Genomic DNA, 17,285 nt, shown 5'->3' on the forward strand with positions numbered 1-17,285 from the left:
TCCGGCTGGGGCCCGGACTCCCAGGCCCCGGCAACGGATCCCTTGATGGTCAGGAGAATGAGATGGCTGGTGGAGTGGTGCACTTCGAGCTTCCCGCGGACGACGAGGACCGTGCGCGCGGGTTCTACAGTTCGGTCTTCGGCTGGAATTTCCAGGTCATGCCGGAGATGGAATACAGTCTGGCCCTGACCACCCCGATGGATGAGCAGGGACGGCCCGCCGTCGCCGGATCCATCAACGGCGGCCTGTTCCGCCGCGGCGAGCTCACGGCCCCGGTGGTGACGGTCGACGTCGACGACATTGACGCCGCCCTGGAGCAGATCGTGGCCCGGGGCGGTTCGGTCCAACGGGAAAAGATGGAGGTGCCGGGGTCCGGCTGGAACGCGTACTTCACGGACACGGAGGGCAACGTGGTGGGGCTGTGGCAGAACGCCGCGCCCGCGGCGCCGGGTGGAGCGGGCACTGCCGGTGAAGCCGCGGCCGGGAACGACCTCGGGGCCTGACTCCGGCCTAGTGCATGCCGCTGGTCAGCCACAGGGCGACGACTGCCAGGGGAACCGTGAGGGCGACGGCGGCGAGCCCGGCCAGCGCGAAGCCGCCCCAGCGGATCTCCACGTTGAGGGCCCGCAGGCGCTCGTGCCAGAGCAGCGTGGCCAGGGAAGCCCACGGGGTCACCAGCGGGCCGATATTTACTCCGATCAGCAGCGCCGCGAGCCGCACCGGCGAGCCGCCCACTGGTTCCAGCGCGAGGTAGGCCGGCAGGTTGTTGACCGTGTTTGCCGCCCCGACGCCGAGCCCTGCCAGCTGGAGCAGGGCGGGCAGGCTTTCCCCGGAGCCGGCCACGCCGGCAAGGGCCTTCGACAGGCCGTTGGAGTGCGCCGCCTCCACGACCATGAAGAGGCCGACCGTGAGCATGAGCGGGCGCCACGGAACCATGGACCAGCGGAGGCTTGAGCGCCGGCGCCACAGGAACAGCGCCAGCAGGAGCGCAGCCGCTGCGGTCGCCGGAATGTAGACCGGCACTCCGGACACCAGCGCCGGCAGCAGGATCACCATCACGGCCGCCGAGGCATAGAGCAGCACCTTGTCCCGCACCCGGTGGGCGGGCTGCGGGGCGTAGCGGCCCCGCAGATCCTTCCGGAAGGCGAGCCAGAGCAGCACCAGCGGGAGCAGGATCCCCACCAGGGCGGGGGCCCAGACCAGCGAGGCGAACCCGGCCGGGCTCAGCCCCAGCCGGGACTGGGCCAGCAGGTTGGTCAGGTTGGACACGGGCAGCAGCAGCGAGGCCGTGTTTGCGAGCCAGATCGTGGTCAGCGCGAACGGCAACGGCGGAATCCGTGCATGTACGGCGAGGAGCACGACGACGGGGGTGACCAGCACCGCCGTCGTATCCAGCGACAGGAACACGGTGGCCACGCACGCGAGCGCGATCACGAGCAACCACAACAGCAGTACCCGGCCCCGGCCCAGTGCCGCCAGCCGGTCCGTGACAGCCCGGAACAGGCCGGCGTCGTCGACCAGTTCCGTCACGAGGGACATGGCCAGCACGAAGCCCAGTACCGGCACGGTGCGGCCGGTGAGCTCCTCGAATGCGGGCCACGGCAACAGCCCGGTAGCCAGCGCCGCGGCCCCGGCCGCGAGCATGCCGCCGGGAACCAGGTAGCTCCTCAGCGTCTTCAACCAGGTCCTTCGCTTCACCGCCTTATCGTCGCACCCGCACGGCGGCGCTGACGACGCGACGTGCCCGCTGCCCCGGAGGCGGTAACTTTGTACCTATGAAGTACGCCCAGTCCGTCCTGGACCTCATCGGCAACACGCCGCTCGTCAAACTCAACCACGTGACCGAAGGCATCGCCGCCACCGTCCTGGTGAAGCTCGAATACCTGAACCCCGGCGGTTCGATCAAAGACCGCATCGCCGCCAAAATGGTCGAAGAGGCGGAACGCAGCGGCAAGCTCCAGCCCGGCGGGACCATTGTGGAGCCCACGTCCGGCAACACCGGGGTGGGCCTGGCCCTCGTGGCGCAACAGAAGGGCTACCGCTGCATCTTCGTGGTCCCGGACAAGGTCGGCGAAGACAAGCGCGCCGTGCTGCAGGCCTACGGCGCCGAAGTCGTGGTGACGCCCACCGCCGTCGCCCCGGACAGCCCGCAGAGCTACTACGGCGTTTCGGACCGGCTGGTAACCGAGATCCCCGGCGCCTACAAGCCGGACCAGTTCTCCAACCCGGCCGCGCCGGCCAGCCACTACGAGTCCACCGGCCCGGAAATCTGGCGCGACACGGACGGCAGGATCACGCACTGCGTGATCGGCGCCGGCACCGGCGGCACCATCACCGGCACCGGCCGCTACCTCAAGGAAGTCTCCGCGGACCGGGCCGAGGCCGACGGCGGCGTGGTCAAGATCATCGGCGCCGACCCGGCCGGTTCGGTCTACTCCGGCGGCACCGGCCGGCCGTACTTCGTCGAAGGCGTCGGCGAAGACATGTGGCCGGCGAACTATGACAAGGCCGTTCCCGACGACGTCATCGCCGTCAGCGACGCCGACTCGTTCGCCATGACCCGCCGGCTGGCCCGGGAGGAAGGCCTGCTCGTGGGCGGCTCTTCCGGTATGGCCGTCGTCGCCGCGCTGCAGGCCGCCAAGGACCTCCCGGCGGACGCCGTCGTCGTCGTGATCCTGCCCGACTCGGGACGCGGCTACCTGGCGAAGATCTTCAACGACCAGTGGATGCGGTCCTACGGATTCCTGTCCGGCGGTGATGAGGCCTCGGTGGGGGAGGTGCTCAAGGCCAAGACCGGCGAGCTGCCGGACCTGGTGCACATCCACCCGAACGAGTCCGTCCGCGACGTCATCAACATCATGAACGAGTACGGGGTCTCGCACATCCCGGTGCTGTCGCAGGAACCGCCGGTGGTGATGGGCGAGGTGCTCGGTGCCGTCGACGAGCGCACCCTGACCGCGAAACTCTTCCGCGGCGAAGCGGCCCTCACAGACAAGATCTCCGAACACATGGAGGCGCGGCTGCCCGTCATCGGTTCGCTCGAATCGATCTCGACCGCCCGCGAACTCCTCTCCGACACCGACACCCTGATGGTGACGTTCGTCGGCGCTCCGGTGGGTATCCTGACCCGCCATGACCTCCTCGCCTACCTCAGCAACTGACCAGTCCAAGGAGTCCCATGTCCCAGCAAGAAAGCTCTTCCGCGACGAACGCCGGCTTCAACACCCGCGCCGTGCACGCCGGCCAGGCCTTCGAGCCGCGCACCGGCGCCGTGGTGCCCCCGCTGCACTTCTCCTCCACGTACGCGCAGGAATCCATCGGAGTGCTGCGCGCCGGCTATGAATACGGCCGCGGCGGAAACCCCACCCGCGACGCCCTGCAGGAACAGCTGGCCGCGCTGGAAGGCGGTTCGCACGCGTTCTCCTTCGGCTCCGGCCTCGCCGCCGAGGACTCGATGATCCGGGCCCTGACCCGGCCGGGGGACCACATCGTGCTCGGCAACGACGCCTACGGCGGCACCTACCGGCTCATCAGCCGCGTCCTGGGCGAGTGGGGGATCGGCAACACCCCGGTGGACATGTCCGACCTCGACGCCGTGGCACAGGCCGTCTCGGCCAGCAAGACCCGGCTGGTCTGGGTGGAGACGCCGTCGAACCCAATGATGAAGATCACCGACATCGAGGCGCTCGCCAAGGTGGCGCACGACGCCGGGGCCCTCCTCGTGGTGGACAACACCTTCGCGTCCCCGTACCTGCAGAACCCGCTGGCGCTCGGCGCCGACATCGTGGTGCACTCCACCACCAAGTACATCGGCGGGCACTCCGACGTCGTCGGCGGCGCGATCGTCGTGAACGACCCCGAGCTGGCCGAGAAGATCGGCTTCGTGCAGTTCGCCGTCGGCGCCGTGTCCGGGCCGATGGATGCCTTCCTCACCACCCGCGGGCTGAAGACCCTCGGCGTGCGGATGGACCGGCACAGCGACAACGCGCAGGCCGTGGCCGAATGGCTGCTGCAGCGCCCCGAGGTGGAAGCCGTGCTGTACCCGGGCCTGCCCTCGCACCCCGGCCACGAACTGGCCAAGAAGCAGATGAAGAAGTTCGGCGGGATGATCTCCGTGCAGTTCAAGGGCGGCGAAGCCGCGGCCCGCAAGGTGGCCGAGTCCACCTCGGTCTTCACCCTGGCCGAATCCCTGGGCGGCATCGAATCCTTGATGAACTACCCCTCGGAGATGACGCATGCCTCGGTCAAGGGCACCGAGCTGGCGGTCCCGGAAAACCTGATCCGGCTCTCCTGCGGCATCGAGGACGTCGAGGACCTGATCGCGGACCTCGAGCAGGCCTTCGCGCGCATTGAGACGGGCAGCTAGCCTCCAGTGACCGTCACTTCCAGGGCCGCGGGCTCTGCCACCCGCGGCTGGATCGCGACGGCGGCCGGTGCGGCCGCCGTCGTCGCCGCCCTGGTGGTGCTGTACTCGGCCTACATCCCGCTGATGAACGACTTTGAGGTCTACTTCTACGGCGGGAACCGTGTGCTGCAGACCGGCGAGGCCGGCGTCAACGAGCTCTACGCCCCGCGCGAAGGCCTCCCGTTTACCTACCCGCCGTTCGCCGCCCTGGTCTTCGCCGCCCTCGCCACCTTGGGCCAGAGCGCCGGCAGCATCATCTTCATCGCCGCCGCACTGCTCGGCGCCGCCGTCGTGTCCGCCTGGCTGACCCGGCACTACTTCGGGCTGGGCCGCTGGCGCGACGCGGTGGCGGACTGGCGGTTCCGGTCCGTGGCACTGGCCGGCACCGCGGCGATCCTGCTGATGGGGCCGTGGCGGGACACCTTCGACTTCGGCCAGATCAACATCATCCTGATGGGCCTGATCCTGGCCGACTTCGCGCTGTACGGAAAATCCCGTGCCGGCGAGCTCCGCTGGCCGGCCGGGCTGCTGATCGGGATCGCCGCCGGGATCAAGCTCACCCCGCTCGCTTTCGGCCTGTACTTCCTGGTCCGTCGCGACTTCAAGGCCCTCGGCTGGATGGCCGTTGGCTTCGTGGGCTCCATCGTGCTGGCCTGGGCCATGCTGCCCGTTGCCTCGATGACCTTCTGGACCAAGATCCTGCCGGACACCGGACGGATCGGCGTCCCGGGCTATGTGGACAACCTCTCGGTCAAGGGGCTGCTGCTGCACCTCGGCCTGCAGGATTCATCCCTGACGTCGCTGCTGTGGCTGGTGCTCGCCCTCGGCCTGGCCGCCGTGGCCGCACTGGTGATCAAGTGGGCGGTCGCTGCCGAGGAGAACTTCGTGGCCGTATCCGCCACCGCGGTGCTGATGCTGCTCATCAGCCCGGTCTCCTGGTCGCACCACTGGGTCTGGATGGCCGTGGCGCTGCCGTGCATGGGGTTCGCCATCCACCGCGTACCTTCGCGCAACGGCAGGATGCGACTGGCCGGCTGGATCATCGTGGCGGCCTCCGCTGTCGCGTTCTATCTGACGCCCAAGTACCTCGCGGTGATGGCCGGGGCGCACGAGTGGGGCAAGGACCCGAACACGACGTGGCAGCTCACCGTCGCGAGCCTGGGCGTGGTCTGCGGGATCGCGATGCTGGTGTACTGGGCCTTGGCTTACCGGCCCTCCCGCGCCGGCCTGCGCGCCTAGTCCCAGCGCCTGGGCTCCATGCCCTAGCTATCTTGAAGAAAGCCAGCTATTCTGCCGGTATGGCACTTCGATCCGACTGGTCCCGACGCAACTGCAGCATGGCCCGCGGCCTGGACATCCTGGGCGACCCTTGGGGCATGCTGGTCCTGCGCGAAGTCTTCTTCGGCAACGGGCGCTTCGACGCCATGAAGGACCGGCTGGGCGCGGCGGACTCGGTGCTCACCCGGCGGCTGGCCGCCCTCGTTGAGGCCGGCCTGCTGACCCGCCGGCCCTACGACGACGGCGGCCGTCCCCGCCAGGAGTATGTGCTCACCGCGAAGGGCGAGGACGCCCTGCCGGTGCTCAACGCCGTCGTCATCTGGGCCGAAAAGCACCTGGACGCTCCGTCCGAACAGGCGCACATGTTCGTGATCCACAGCGGCTGCGGCCAGCGCACCTCCTCGGCGGACAGCTGCACGGGCTGCGGCGAGCGGCTCACGGCCGAGAACACCAGCTGGCACAGCCTCACCCGGACCGAGGCACCCGTGGCCCTCGCCACCGCCCCGAACCCCCGCAAGAACGGAAACGCAGCATGAGTGAATCCCGGACCGGCCGCCGCCCGTCTACCCAGCGGCCCTCCACCCGGCGCCGGATCCACCCGGCCTGGATGGTCGCAGCCGTCGCATTCCTGGCCCTGGTGGGCGCGGCCGGCTTCCGCGCCGCCCCGGGCGTGCTCATGGTGCCGCTGCAGACCGAATTCGGCTGGTCCACCACCGTCCTCTCGGCCGCGGTCAGCATCAACCTGGTGCTGTTCGGCCTCACGGCACCGTTCGCTGCGGCCCTGATGGAGCGCTTCGGGATCCGCGCCGTGACCGCGGTGGCGTTGGTGCTGATCGGCGCCGGCAGCGCCCTCACCGTCCTGGTGAACCAGTCGTGGCAGATCCTGCTGACCTGGGGGCTGCTGATCGGACTCGGTACCGGGTCCATGGCGCTGGTCTTCGCCGCCACCATCGCCAACACCTGGTTCGTGAAGAGCCGCGGGCTCGTGATCGGCATCCTCACCGCGGGCAGCGCGGCCGGGCAACTGGTCTTCCTGCCCTTCATCGCAGCCCTTGCGCAGCACCCGGGCTGGCGGCAGGCCTCCCTCTTGATCGCCGCCGGCGCCCTGGCCGTGGTGCCTCTGGTGCTGAAATTCCTGAAGAACTCACCGGCCGACGTCGGTGCGCTGCCCTACGGGGCGGAGGCAGAGTCCCCGGAGGGCGCGGACACGGCAGACACGGCGGCCGCGGGCGCCGGCTCCGGCACGACCGGCCCTGACGCAGCCCCGGCCGAACCCCGCCGGAACGCGGCTGTCCGTGCGCTCCAGGTGCTCAAACGCGCCAGCAAGGTCCGGACGTTCTGGGCACTCGTGGCCGGCTTCGCCATCTGCGGCGCCACGACCAACGGACTGATCGGCACCCACTTCATCCCCTCCGCCCACGACCACGGCATGGCGGAAACCACCGCAGCGGGCCTGCTCGCCGTCGTCGGCATCTTCGATATCCTCGGCACCATCGCGTCCGGCTGGCTCACGGACCGGTTCAACCCGCGGATCCTGCTCGCGGTCTACTACCAGTTCCGGGGAATCGGCCTGCTGGTCCTGCCGCTGCTGCTCAGCGCCGAGGTCCAGCCCAGCATGATCGTGTTTGTGGTCATCTACGGCCTGGACTGGGTGGCCACCGTCCCGCCGACGGCTGCGATCTGCCGGCAGGTGTTCGGCGCGGACGGCAGCGTGGTCTTCGGCTGGGTCTTCGCCGCCCACCAGCTCGGTGCCGCCGCGGCCGCCCTGGCCGCCGGCGCCGTCCGGGATGCCACCGGCCAGTACACCTACGCCTGGTTCGCCGCCGCGGCGATGTGCACCATCGCCGCCGTGATCAGCGCAACCATCCGCAAGGACACCGGGGCGAAGGCCGCGGTTCCCGTTCCGGCGTAAGCCGGGCACTAGGCTGGGGCGCATGCCTTCCACTTCGACAATGCCCGGTTCCCCGGCCGACCCTGACCTGAGCGCTGCGCCGGTGCAGCGCAAGACTGCGCTGGTGACCGGCGTCGGGCGGCTCGCCGGCATCGGCGCCGGCATCGCGCGCCGGCTCGCGGCGGACGGCTGGGACCTGGTGCTCACCTACTGGCAGGACTACGACACCCGGATGCCCTGGGGCGTCCAGCCCGACGACGTCGAGCGCCTCACCGCCGAGCTGCAGGCCACCGGCGCCGCCGTGGTGGCCGTGCCGGCCAACTTCGAGGATCCGCAGGCCGTGGAGCGGCTGATGGCCGCGGTGGCGGAGGACGCCGGGACCCTGCAGGGCCTCGTGCTGAGCCACGCCGAATCCGTGGATTCAGGCATCCTGGACACGTCGCTGGAAAGCTTTGAGCGGCATTTCGCCGTCAACACCCGCGCCAGCTGGCAGCTGATCGCCGCATTTGCCCGGCAGGCTCCGGCCGAGGGCGGTGCGATCCTGGCCCTGACCAGCGACCACACCGCCTTCAACCTGCCCTACGGTGCATCCAAGGGCGCCCTGGACCGGATCGTGATCGCGGCCGCAAGGGAGCTCGGACCGCAGGGAATCAGCGCCAACGTGCTCAACCCGGGGCCGGTGGACACCGGCTGGATGGACCCGCAGCTGCGCGAGGACCTGACCCGGCTGCAGCCCGGCGGCCGGCTCGGCACTCCGGCCGACGTGGCCGGGACGGTGGCGTTCCTGCTCTCGCCCGAGGGCCGCTGGGTGTCCGGGCAGCTGGTCAAGGCCGACGGCGGCTTCTCCGCCTGACTCCTCCTGCCACCCGCCGTCGAGATGACACATCGCGGCAGTGTTTCGCGGCCACACTGCCGGGAAGTGTCATCTCGGGTTCAGCGGAACGCGGCGAGGCCGGTGATGTGCTGGCCGAGGACCAGGGTGTGCACCTCGTCCGTGCCCTCGTAGGTGCGCACGGATTCCAGGTTGGCGGCGTGCCGGAGCGGCGAATAGTCCAGGGTGATCCCGTTCCCGCCGAGGATGGTGCGGGCCTCACGGGCAATCGCGATCGCCTCGCGCACGTTGTTCAGCTTGCCGAGCGAAATCTGCTCTGGCCGCAGCTTCCCGGCGTCCTTGAGCCGGCCCAGCTGGAGTGCCAGCAGGGTGCCCTTCTGGATTTCGAGCAGCATGTTCACCAGCTTCTCCTGGGTGAGCTGGTATCCGGCCAGCGGCTTGCCGAACTGCAGCCGTTCCTGTGAATACCGCAGGGCGGCCTCGTAGGAGTCGCGGGCGGCGCCCATCGCGCCCCAGGCGATCCCGTAGCGCGCTTCGTTGAGGCAACTGAAGGGCCCGCGCAGCCCTCTGGCGGCCGGTAACTGGGCCTCCGGACCCAGCCGGACGCCGTCGAACGCTACATCGCACTGGATCGAGGCGCGCATCGAGAGCTTCTGCCGGATCGGCATCGCTGTGACCCCGGGGGTATCGGCGGGGACCAGGAAGCCGCGGACGCCGTCGTCGGTCATCGCCCACACGACCAGCACGTCCGCGACGGAGGCGAGCCCGATCCACCGCTTTTCCCCGTCCAAGATCCAGCCGGCGTCGTCTCCGGACCCGTCCCGCCGCGCGTAGGTCCGCATCGCCGCCGGGTCCGAGCCGGCCGTGGGCTCGGTCAGGGCGAAGCAGCCGATCACTTCGCCGGCGGCCATCCGGGGCAGCCAGTGGACTTTCTGCTCCTCGGAACCCCACAGATGGATGGCGGTCATGGCGAGGGACCCCTGCACGGAGACGAAGGTCCGGATGCCTGAATCGCCGGCCTCGAGTTCCATCGCCGCCAGGCCGTATTCGACAGCGGAGCGGCCGGGGCAGCCGTACCCTTCCAGCTGCATGCCGAGCACGCCCAGCTCACCCAGTTCCGCGGCCAGTTCAAGCGGGAAGACGCCGTCGTCGTACCAGGCGGCGATTCCGGGCCGGATCCGCTGGCTGGTGAAATCGCGGACCTTTTCCCGTACGGCGAGTTCTTCCGCGCTCAGCAGCGAATCGATCGCGAGGACATCGGACACATCTGTTGCTTCGCCAGTGCTCATGCGAGCATCCTACGGCGGGGCGTGGGAGGTGCGGCGGACCTTCCTGCCCAGTTACTTCGGGACCGGCGCCCGGAATGTGGCGGACACGCCGGCGTCGCGGCCCGGAGGTGCGGCCGGTGGCGAAGTAACCGGGCTGGAGCGTCGCCCGGGCGTCTCCCGGGTATCGAAGCCACCCCGCCGCAGCAGGCCTACACTGGTGCCATGAACACCGCTTCTGTGCTTGCCGTCTGCCGGGTGCACCAGCTGCTCAGCGACGAGGGCAGGCTGGGCGTGACCGCCATCGACAAGCGTCCCATCGACGGCCCCGTGAAAGTCCACCGGCTGGGCCTCCGCGGCGACATCCAGGCCGACCGCATGGACCATGGCGGCGAAGACCAGGCGCTCTACGCCTATTCCCAGGCCGACGCCGACTACTGGGCCGCGGAACTCGGCCGCGAGATCCCGCCCGGATATTTCGGTGAAAACCTTCGGGTGGCGGGCGTCGATGCCACCAACGCTGTGATCGGCGAACGCTGGAAGATCGGGCTCGACGTCGAACTGGAAGTCACCTCGCCCAGGCGGCCGTGCAGCACCTTCCAGCGGCGGGTCGACGAACCGCACTGGGTCAAGCGGTTCACCGAAGCGGGCCTGGTGGGCACCTACCTGCGGGTAGTTCGCACCGGCAGCATCCAAGCCGGGGACCACATCCACCGGCTCTACGTCCCGGCCCACGGCGTGACGATCGGCAAATGGTTTTCCGACCCCACGGTCCAGGACATGGAGGCGCTGCGGGACGCGGACGCCGACGGACTGATCCGGCTGCAGCCGGAGTACCACCAGGAATTCGCCAAGCTGCTGGCCTAGCCGGGGGAGCGGCAGGCTCCGGCCCACGGCTGACGCAGCCTGTGCGCAAGGTCACCGCCGTCGTCGGCCTCTGCATTAGCGCCGGGGCGGACGAATGCCCTACACTGGAAACATCCCCCACTCCGGAAATCCCTTATTCCTGCCCAATTTTTGAGGCAGGACTGGTAAGTGTTGGGGCCCGCAAATGTGATGCGGGCATTTTCATAGGGAGAGCCGGCTAAAGAAAACGCTGTACAGACTGCTGGGATAGCAGCCAAGAGTTGCAGCGGGAAGTCCTGCCACGGGATTGCGAAAGCGCCGGACTTCTATGTGACCGGCCGGTCAACGTATGCCCGGCAACTTGTGTCACGCGTACTGCGGCTCCGCTCACCTCGGGTTGTGCCGCCTGGCCCCTATGGATGAGGAATATTCCCCTATGCCCGAAAATCAGAACAACTCCGTCGACACCGAAAACACCCAGGCCGACGTCGAGATCACCGAAACGCCTGCCGCAGCGGCAGTAAACACCACCGCGAACGACGCCGAGAAGACCGCCGACAACAGCGGCGACGACGAAACGGGCCTCCGCTTCGTCGACCTCGGCATCGACGCCCGTGTCCTCGCGGCCCTGCAGGACGTCGGCTACGAGAAGCCCTCCCCGATCCAGGCCGCAACCATCCCGCTGCTGCTCGAAGGCCGCGACGTCGTGGGCCTGGCCCAGACCGGCACCGGTAAGACTGCAGCATTCGCAGTGCCGGCGCTGTCCCGCCTCGCCGAGCTCCACGACCTGAACGGCCCGTCCCGCAAGACCCAGGCCCTGGTCCTGGCTCCGACCCGCGAGCTCGCCCTCCAGGTTGCCGAGGCCTTCACCTCCTACGCCAAGCACATCGATGACTTCACCGTCCTGCCGGTCTACGGCGGTTCCGCCTACGGTCCCCAGCTGGCCGGCTTGCGCCGCGGCGCCCAGGTTGTCGTCGGTACCCCCGGCCGCGTGATCGACCACATCGCCAAGGGCTCCCTCGACCTGTCCGAACTCCAGTACCTTGTGCTGGATGAGGCCGACGAGATGCTGCGCATGGGCTTCGCCGATGACGTGGAGCAGATCTTCCAGCAGACCCCCGAGGGCCGCCAGGTTGCACTGTTCTCCGCCACCATGCCGGGCCAGATCCGCCGGATGTCCAAGCAGTACCTGAACAACCCGGCCGAGGTGCAGGTCAAGTCCAAGACCACCACCGGCGCCAACACCCGCCAGCGCTACCTGCAGGTCATGGGCCCGCACAAGCTCGACGCCATGACCCGCATCCTCGAGGTCGAAGAGTTCGACGGCGTGATCGCCTTCGTCCGCACCAAGATGGCCACCGAGGACCTCGCCGACAAGCTCCGCGCCCGCGGCTTCCAGGCTGCCGCCATCAACGGCGACATCCCGCAGCAGCAGCGTGAACGCACCGTCGACGCGCTCAAGGAAGGCCGGATCGACATCCTGGTCGCCACCGACGTCGCCGCCCGCGGCCTCGACGTGGAGCGCATCAGCCACGTGATCAACTACGACATCCCGCACGACACCGAGTCCTACGTGCACCGCATCGGCCGCACCGGCCGCGCGGGCCGCTCCGGCGACGCGATCCTGTTCATGACGCCGCGGGAGAAGTACCTGCTGCGTTCGATCGAGAAGGCCACCCGCCAGCCGGTCGAGCAGATGCACCTGCCCACCGCCGAGACGGTCAACACCCTGCGCCTGGGCAAGTTCGCGGAGAAGATCACGGAGACCCTCGAGTCCGAGGACGTCGCCGCGTTCCGTGACCTGATCGCCTCCTACGAGGAAGAGCACAACGTCCCGGCCGCCGAGATTGCCGCCGCACTGGCCGTCATGGCGCAGGGCGGACAGCCGCTCCTGGTCAAGGAACTGCCGGCCGCTCCGGAATTCCAGAAGCGCGAGCGCTCCAAGGACGGCTTCGGCTCCCGCGGCCCGACCCGCACGCTGACCGAAGGCAACGCCACCTACCGGATCGCCGTCGGTCGCCGCCAGCGCGTCATGCCGGGTTCCATCGTGGGTGCCATCGCCAACGAGGGCGGCATCTCCTCGGCCCAGATCGGCGGCATCGACATCCGTTCGGACCACTCCCTCGTGGAACTCCCGGCGGACCTGAGCCCCGAGCAGCTGCGAGCCCTGTCCCGCACGCGGATCGGCGGCGAGCTGATCCACCTCGAGCTGGACAACGGCCGCAAGCCTTCCGGTGACCGCGGCGCCTACCAGGGCAACCGTGGTGGAGACCGGGGCGACCGCGGCGGTTACTCCGGCGGCAGCGGCAACTTCAAGGGCAACGGCGGCTTCAAGCGCGAGTTCCGCAAGAACGACGGCGAGCGTTCCACCGCGGACCGCGGCGGCCGCTCCTTCAGTGACCGCAACGAGCGCGGCGTCGGCTCCGACACCCGCAAGCCGCGCCACGAAGGCGGCTTCAAACCCCGCAACAAGTGGTAGTCGCTAGCTCCTAGGCAGCGTCAGAACAGGCCGGCTCTTTTCGAGCCGGCCTGTTCTGCTTTAAGGCCGTCCCGATCCCGGTTTCGATCACGCGCCGAACCCGCTAGTCGGCTTCGTCACATCCGTTCACGGGTGTCCGGCGGAACGGGCCGCGGGGGAGTGCGGAAGTCCCCGGATAGCCCCGGAATCGCGGGGATTTTAGGCCGGGCGGAGCCGTTGGCTGGCCGATTTGTTGGGAGCCGAATCTTCCGGTAGAGTATTTACTCGTTGCCCCCCTAGCTCAGTGGTAGAGCGCGTTCTTGGTAAGAACGAGGTCACCGGATCGATTCCGGTGGGGGGCTCTGAATGAGGGCCTGCGTCAAGGCGGTTTTGACCGGCTTGGCGCAGGTTTTTCTCATTCGTGGCGGCGTAGCTCAGTTGGTTAGAGCGCACGACTCATAATCGTGAGGTCGGGAGATCGAGCCTCCCCGCCGCTACAGAATGACCCCGCAGGCCAGCCTGCGGGGTCCTTTTGTTTTAACCCCTGCGTTGCTCTCTCACTTGTGGCTCTTCCGAGGCCCTGAGAACAACCCTAGGTGAGAGAGCAAACGGGCCGGAGGGCGGCGCCGGGGGTGCGGGGCCGGCACGCTTGGGACAGAATGGGACGATGACGCGAATCGCAATCATCGGCGGCCACGGAAAAGTGGCTTTGGAACTGTCCGGCATCCTCTCCAAGGACGGGGCAGACGTTACGTCCATCATCCGCAACCCGGACCATCGCGACGACGTGGCAGCCACCGGCGCCACCCCGCTGGTCCTCGACGTGGAGAACTCGACGACGGCGGAGATCGCCGCGGCGCTGGAGGGCCACGACGCCGTGGTCTGGTCCGCCGGCGCGGGCGGGGGCAGCCCGGAACTCACCTACGCCGTCGACCGGGACGCGGCTATCCGCTCGATGGACGCGGCGGACCAGGCCGGAGTCCGGCGCTACGTCATGGTCTCCTACCTCGGCGCCGGGCCGGACCACGGCGTCCCCGAGGACAACGGGTTCTACGCCTACGCCGAGGCCAAGGCCGCCGCGGACGCGCACCTGCGCGGCAGCGGCCTGGAATGGACCATACTGGGCCCGGGATCCCTGACCGACGGCCCGGGCAACGGCTTGCTCGACGTCAACCCCTCGGACACTTCAGACGGCACCGACACCTCGCGTTCCAATGTGGCCCTCGTCGCCGCCGCGGTGCTGGGCCTGCCGCAGACCGCCGGCCGGACCATCGAGTTCCGCGACGGAACCCTGCCGCTCGCCGCAGCCCTGCAGCCGGGGAGTTAGTTTCCGAGCCCTGACACCCCGATAGGGTAGTGGGGCGGCCAGCGCATTATTGACCGGGTCCTGGCCGCCCTAAATGCCCGGGGAAAGAGAGCCCATGGACCAGCTGGCCCTTATCGTCGGACTACTCCTCGCCACGGTGGTGGCCGTCGGCATCGGCGACCGGCTCCGCCTGCCGTACCCGGTCCTGATGCTGATCCTGGCCGCCTCGCTGACCTTCATCCCGGGCTTTCCGGAGATGGACATCGCGCCCGAGCTCATCCTGCCCATCTTCCTGCCGCCGTTGCTGTTCGCGACCGCGCAACGCAGTTCCTGGGCCGTCTTCCGGGTCCGCTGGCGCACGCTCCTGATGCTCGCCGTCGCCCTCGTCGTGGTCTCCACCGCGGTCGTGGCCGGCGCAGCCTGGCTCATGATCCCGGGGATCGGCATCCCGGCCGCAATAGCCCTCGGCGCCATGGTGGCGCCGCCGGACCCGGTGGCAGTGGACTCGATCGCAGGGCGGGTCCACATGCCGCGGCGGCTCATCACGGTCCTGCAGAGCGAGGGCCTCTTCAACGACGCGGCGGCCATCGTCATCTTCCAGGCCGCCGTCGCGGCCTCGGTCTCCGGCACCAAGATCGGGCCCGGCGTCGTCTTGCAGTTCGTGCTCGGCGCCGCACTGGCGGTCGGAATCGGGATCGGCATGGGCTGGCTCACGAGCCTGATCACGCGGTTGGTGCAGTCGATGGTGGCCCGCAGCGCCGTCACGCTGGTGGTACCGTTCGCCGCCTACATCCTCGGCGAGGAGCTCCATGCCTCCGGCGTGATCGCCGTCGTCGTCACCGCGCTGGAGATCAAGCGGCATTCACGGCCCGAGGACGCCGCCGAACGCGTCACCCGCACCGCCTTCTGGGACGTGGTGGAACTGCTCGCCACCGGTCTCGCCTTCGGGCTGGTGGGACTGGAGATCCGGCAGGTCATCCGCGAGGAAGGTACCGCCGTCTTCGGCATGGCAGGGACAGCCGCCGTGGTCTGCGTACTGGTGTTCGCCGTGCGCTTCGGCTGGCTGGCGATGATGTCCGGGCTGGCCCGGAGCTCGAAGAACACGCTACGCCCCACCTCCGCCAAGGAAGTCCTGATCCTCTCCTGGTGCGGGATGCGCGGCCTGGCGACGTTGGCACTGGCGCTGGCTCTACCGGTCACCTTGGCCGACGGGTCCCCGTTCCCGGCCCGCAGCGAGCTGCTGGTGATTGCATGCGCGGTGCTGCTGGCCACCCTCGTGCTGCCGGGCCTGACCCTGCCCTGGCTGATGCGGGTCCTGAAAGCCTCCGAAGACGGCTCCGTGGAGCGCGACGCCGCCCGGCTGCTGGCCTCCCGGGCCCAGCAGGCAGCCATCGCGGCGCTGAAGGACAACGAGTTCATGAAGGAACTGCCGCAGGAAAAGGTGGCCCTGGTGAAGGAGAAGATGACCCGGCTCCATGCCGAACTCCTGGACGGCAGCCTGCGGAACGAAAGTGTCACCGAGAAACGCAAGCGGGGCCGCGAGCTGGCCATCGCCGTCCAGACAATCGCGCTGGACGCGGCGCGTCAGGAGGTCGTGGCGGCCCGGAATGAACCCGACATGGACCCCGAGGTCGCGGACCGGGTGCTGCGGCAGCTGGATCTGCGCACCATGATCATGCCGGAGTAAACGCCCCGGGAACGGATCCGGCCGGGGCACAGCTAAGACCCAGCCCGCGGGCACCCCGTCAGCGGGCCAGTTCCAGTTCCAGGGCGTTGGCTTCGACGAAGTCCAGGGCATGCCGGATGGCGCCTACGGTGACAATCCTGTCGCCCAGCGGAGAGGCCGTGACGCGCGGGGGAGTGGCGGTGAAACGCGGCAGCGCGGCGGTGATGCCGGGGACCAGCGCGCCGGCCGAATCCGCGACGGCGCCGCCGATCACCACCTGCTCCGGGTTGAGCAGGCTGGCAACGGCGGCGATCACCCGGGCCATCCGTTCCGAAAGCCGGTCCAGGATGGCCAGGGCTGCGGAGTCCCCGGCGGCTGCATCCTCAAAGACGCGCCGGGCACTTGCCTCGCCGCCGGCCGCGGGTCCGCCGTCGGAGGCCTGCCACTGCCGGGCCAGGCTCGCGATGCCGTCGCTGGACCCGACGCCCTCAACCATGTCCAGGAATCCCATTTCGCCGGCACCGCCGCCGCGGCCGTGCAGCAGGCGTCCGGATTCCAGCACGCCTGCGCCGAGCCGCTCGCCGGCCAGCAGCACCACCAGGTCGTCGACGCCGGCGCCGGAGCCGCGCCAGCGTTCCCCGAGCGCGGCCAGGTTGGCATCGTTCTCCAGCAGCACGGTCCAGCCGTGCAGCTCCTGCAGGGCCGAGCGGAGGCCGACGTCGAACAGGCTCCAGAAGTGCTGGGCCGCCAGGACCTTGCCGCCTCGGTCCACCGGTGCGGCGATCCCGGCGCCCACGGCGAGCACCTTGGCCGGCACCTCGCCGGCGGCCTCCAGTGCCTGCCGGCAGGTCCGGTCCACGACGTCGACCCGCTCGGCGGCGGGGATGTCCGCGGCACGGAAACTGCCGCTGGCGCTGCCGAGGACCGTGCCCCGGAGATCCGCGACGGCCGCCGTGGTGGTGGCGGCGCCGATGTCGATGCCGAGGACCACGCCGGCCCGCGCCCGGAGCTCGAAACGCCGCGCCGGCCGGCCCTTCTGCGGGCTCCCGGCGGCGGGAGTGTCCTTGGCCGGGGCGCCGAGTTCCCGGATCCAGCCGCGCCGGATCAGGTCCTCACAGACGGCGATCACCGAGGCACGGGTGAGCCCGGTACCCGCCATCAGCTCCGTGCCGGTGGCCACCTCTGTGCTCCGGATGGCCGCCAGCACGGCCTGGGCGTTGACCCGGCGCAGCAGTTGAGGGGTCGCGGCGCCCTGCGGCTTCTTTGGAATCTTGACCTCCCTGTGAGCGCGGACCCATAATTGAACCGGCATTATATTTAGCTTGTATCTAAATTATC

The 17,285-nt window shown here is 69.3% G+C and carries 14 protein-coding genes and 2 tRNA genes; 13 read left to right on the plus strand and 3 right to left on the minus strand.

The features are described 5' to 3' along the window. Window positions 1-62: 62 nt before the first annotated feature. Window positions 63-503, plus strand: coding sequence for a VOC family protein (locus AC1DK9_RS02745; RefSeq protein ID WP_476862427.1), 441 nt, complete (start codon window positions 63-65; stop codon window positions 501-503). A gap of 7 nt (window positions 504-510) precedes the next feature. On the opposite strand, the gene AC1DK9_RS02750 is transcribed toward AC1DK9_RS02745, so the two are convergent. Next, a complete protein-coding gene (locus AC1DK9_RS02750) occupies window positions 511-1,644 on the minus strand; it encodes an SLC13 family permease (protein WP_476915235.1) in 1,134 nt (377 codons plus the stop codon). A 131-nt stretch (window positions 1,645-1,775) separates the two neighbouring features. Between AC1DK9_RS02750 and AC1DK9_RS02755 the strand changes: the two genes are divergently transcribed. The 6 genes from AC1DK9_RS02755 to AC1DK9_RS02780 are packed head-to-tail and all read left to right on the plus strand — an operon-like array spanning window position 1,776 to window position 8,427. Beyond that, window positions 1,776-3,161, plus strand: coding sequence for a cystathionine beta-synthase (locus AC1DK9_RS02755; RefSeq protein ID WP_476914939.1), 1,386 nt, complete (start codon window positions 1,776-1,778; stop codon window positions 3,159-3,161). 17 nt (window positions 3,162-3,178) lie between these two features. After that, window positions 3,179-4,366 carry a cystathionine gamma-synthase gene (locus AC1DK9_RS02760; protein ID WP_476914940.1) on the plus strand — a complete coding sequence of 396 codons (1,188 nt, stop codon included), beginning with the start codon at window positions 3,179-3,181 and terminating at the stop codon, window positions 4,364-4,366. A 6-nt stretch (window positions 4,367-4,372) separates the two neighbouring features. Then, window positions 4,373-5,644: a glycosyltransferase family 87 protein gene (locus AC1DK9_RS02765; RefSeq protein WP_476914941.1), complete on the plus strand. Its 1,272-nt coding sequence runs from the start codon at window positions 4,373-4,375 to the stop codon at window positions 5,642-5,644. A gap of 59 nt (window positions 5,645-5,703) precedes the next feature. Further along, complete coding sequence (locus tag AC1DK9_RS02770) at window positions 5,704-6,219, plus strand: winged helix-turn-helix transcriptional regulator (RefSeq protein WP_476914942.1); 516 nt, start codon at window positions 5,704-5,706, stop codon at window positions 6,217-6,219. After that, window positions 6,216-7,595, plus strand: coding sequence for an MFS transporter (locus AC1DK9_RS02775; RefSeq protein WP_476914943.1), 1,380 nt, complete (start codon window positions 6,216-6,218; stop codon window positions 7,593-7,595). The genes AC1DK9_RS02770 and AC1DK9_RS02775 overlap by 4 nt, the downstream gene beginning before the upstream one ends. A gap of 40 nt (window positions 7,596-7,635) precedes the next feature. Then, the gene (locus AC1DK9_RS02780; RefSeq protein WP_476862628.1) at window positions 7,636-8,427 is read left to right on the plus strand and encodes an SDR family oxidoreductase; all 792 of its coding nucleotides are present in this window, start codon (window positions 7,636-7,638) and stop codon (window positions 8,425-8,427) included. Window positions 8,428-8,507: 80 nt separating this feature from the next. Here the strand turns inward: AC1DK9_RS02780 and AC1DK9_RS02785 are convergent, their stop codons facing one another. Then, complete coding sequence (locus tag AC1DK9_RS02785) at window positions 8,508-9,695, minus strand: acyl-CoA dehydrogenase family protein (protein ID WP_476914944.1); 1,188 nt, start codon at window positions 9,693-9,695, stop codon at window positions 8,508-8,510. Window positions 9,696-9,896: 201 nt separating this feature from the next. Here AC1DK9_RS02785 and AC1DK9_RS02790 point away from each other — a divergent pair, with 201 nt between their 5' ends. The 6 genes from AC1DK9_RS02790 to AC1DK9_RS02815 all read left to right on the plus strand — a co-directional run bounded on the left by AC1DK9_RS02790 (window position 9,897) and on the right by AC1DK9_RS02815 (window position 15,968). Continuing rightward, entirely contained in the window at window positions 9,897-10,538 is a 642-nt protein-coding gene (locus AC1DK9_RS02790) for an MOSC domain-containing protein (RefSeq protein WP_476914945.1), read from the plus strand. Between the two features lie 415 nt (window positions 10,539-10,953). Beyond that, on the plus strand, window positions 10,954-12,996 hold the full coding sequence (locus AC1DK9_RS02795; protein ID WP_476914946.1) for a DEAD/DEAH box helicase: 2,043 nt from the start codon (window positions 10,954-10,956) through the stop codon (window positions 12,994-12,996). A gap of 269 nt (window positions 12,997-13,265) precedes the next feature. After that, window positions 13,266-13,337, plus strand: a tRNA-Thr gene (locus tag AC1DK9_RS02800). Between the two features lie 61 nt (window positions 13,338-13,398). Then, a tRNA-Met gene (locus AC1DK9_RS02805) sits at window positions 13,399-13,472 on the plus strand. Between the two features lie 170 nt (window positions 13,473-13,642). After that, a complete protein-coding gene (locus AC1DK9_RS02810) occupies window positions 13,643-14,302 on the plus strand; it encodes an SDR family oxidoreductase (RefSeq protein WP_476914947.1) in 660 nt (219 codons plus the stop codon). 94 nt (window positions 14,303-14,396) lie between these two features. After that, window positions 14,397-15,968 carry a Na+/H+ antiporter gene (locus AC1DK9_RS02815; protein ID WP_476862417.1) on the plus strand — a complete coding sequence of 524 codons (1,572 nt, stop codon included), beginning with the start codon at window positions 14,397-14,399 and terminating at the stop codon, window positions 15,966-15,968. Between the two features lie 58 nt (window positions 15,969-16,026). On the opposite strand, the gene AC1DK9_RS02820 is transcribed toward AC1DK9_RS02815, so the two are convergent. After that, window positions 16,027-17,259: an ROK family protein gene (locus AC1DK9_RS02820; RefSeq protein WP_476914948.1), complete on the minus strand. Its 1,233-nt coding sequence runs from the start codon at window positions 17,257-17,259 to the stop codon at window positions 16,027-16,029. Window positions 17,260-17,285 lie beyond the last annotated feature (26 nt).

It is taken from the genome of Arthrobacter sp. 01T414, assembly GCF_056398965.1.

What these genes read in the sequence shown, in the direction of transcription:
- AC1DK9_RS02745 (WP_476862427.1), top strand. Translation starts at nt 63, where the DNA reads ATGGCTGGTGGAGTGGTGCACTTCGAGCTTCCCGCGGACGACGAGGAC.
- AC1DK9_RS02750 (WP_476915235.1), bottom strand. Translation starts at nt 1,644, where the DNA reads ATGCTCGCGGCCGGGGCCGCGGCGCTGGCTACCGGGCTGTTGCCGTGG.
- AC1DK9_RS02755 (WP_476914939.1), top strand. Translation starts at nt 1,776, where the DNA reads ATGAAGTACGCCCAGTCCGTCCTGGACCTCATCGGCAACACGCCGCTC.
- AC1DK9_RS02760 (WP_476914940.1), top strand. Translation starts at nt 3,179, where the DNA reads ATGTCCCAGCAAGAAAGCTCTTCCGCGACGAACGCCGGCTTCAACACC.
- AC1DK9_RS02770 (WP_476914942.1), top strand. Translation starts at nt 5,704, where the DNA reads ATGGCACTTCGATCCGACTGGTCCCGACGCAACTGCAGCATGGCCCGC.
- AC1DK9_RS02775 (WP_476914943.1), top strand. Translation starts at nt 6,216, where the DNA reads ATGAGTGAATCCCGGACCGGCCGCCGCCCGTCTACCCAGCGGCCCTCC.
- AC1DK9_RS02780 (WP_476862628.1), top strand. Translation starts at nt 7,636, where the DNA reads ATGCCCGGTTCCCCGGCCGACCCTGACCTGAGCGCTGCGCCGGTGCAG.
- AC1DK9_RS02785 (WP_476914944.1), bottom strand. Translation starts at nt 9,695, where the DNA reads ATGAGCACTGGCGAAGCAACAGATGTGTCCGATGTCCTCGCGATCGAT.
- AC1DK9_RS02790 (WP_476914945.1), top strand. Translation starts at nt 9,897, where the DNA reads ATGAACACCGCTTCTGTGCTTGCCGTCTGCCGGGTGCACCAGCTGCTC.
- AC1DK9_RS02795 (WP_476914946.1), top strand. Translation starts at nt 10,954, where the DNA reads ATGCCCGAAAATCAGAACAACTCCGTCGACACCGAAAACACCCAGGCC.
- AC1DK9_RS02810 (WP_476914947.1), top strand. Translation starts at nt 13,643, where the DNA reads ATGACGCGAATCGCAATCATCGGCGGCCACGGAAAAGTGGCTTTGGAA.
- AC1DK9_RS02815 (WP_476862417.1), top strand. Translation starts at nt 14,397, where the DNA reads ATGGACCAGCTGGCCCTTATCGTCGGACTACTCCTCGCCACGGTGGTG.
- AC1DK9_RS02820 (WP_476914948.1), bottom strand. Translation starts at nt 17,259, where the DNA reads ATGCCGGTTCAATTATGGGTCCGCGCTCACAGGGAGGTCAAGATTCCA.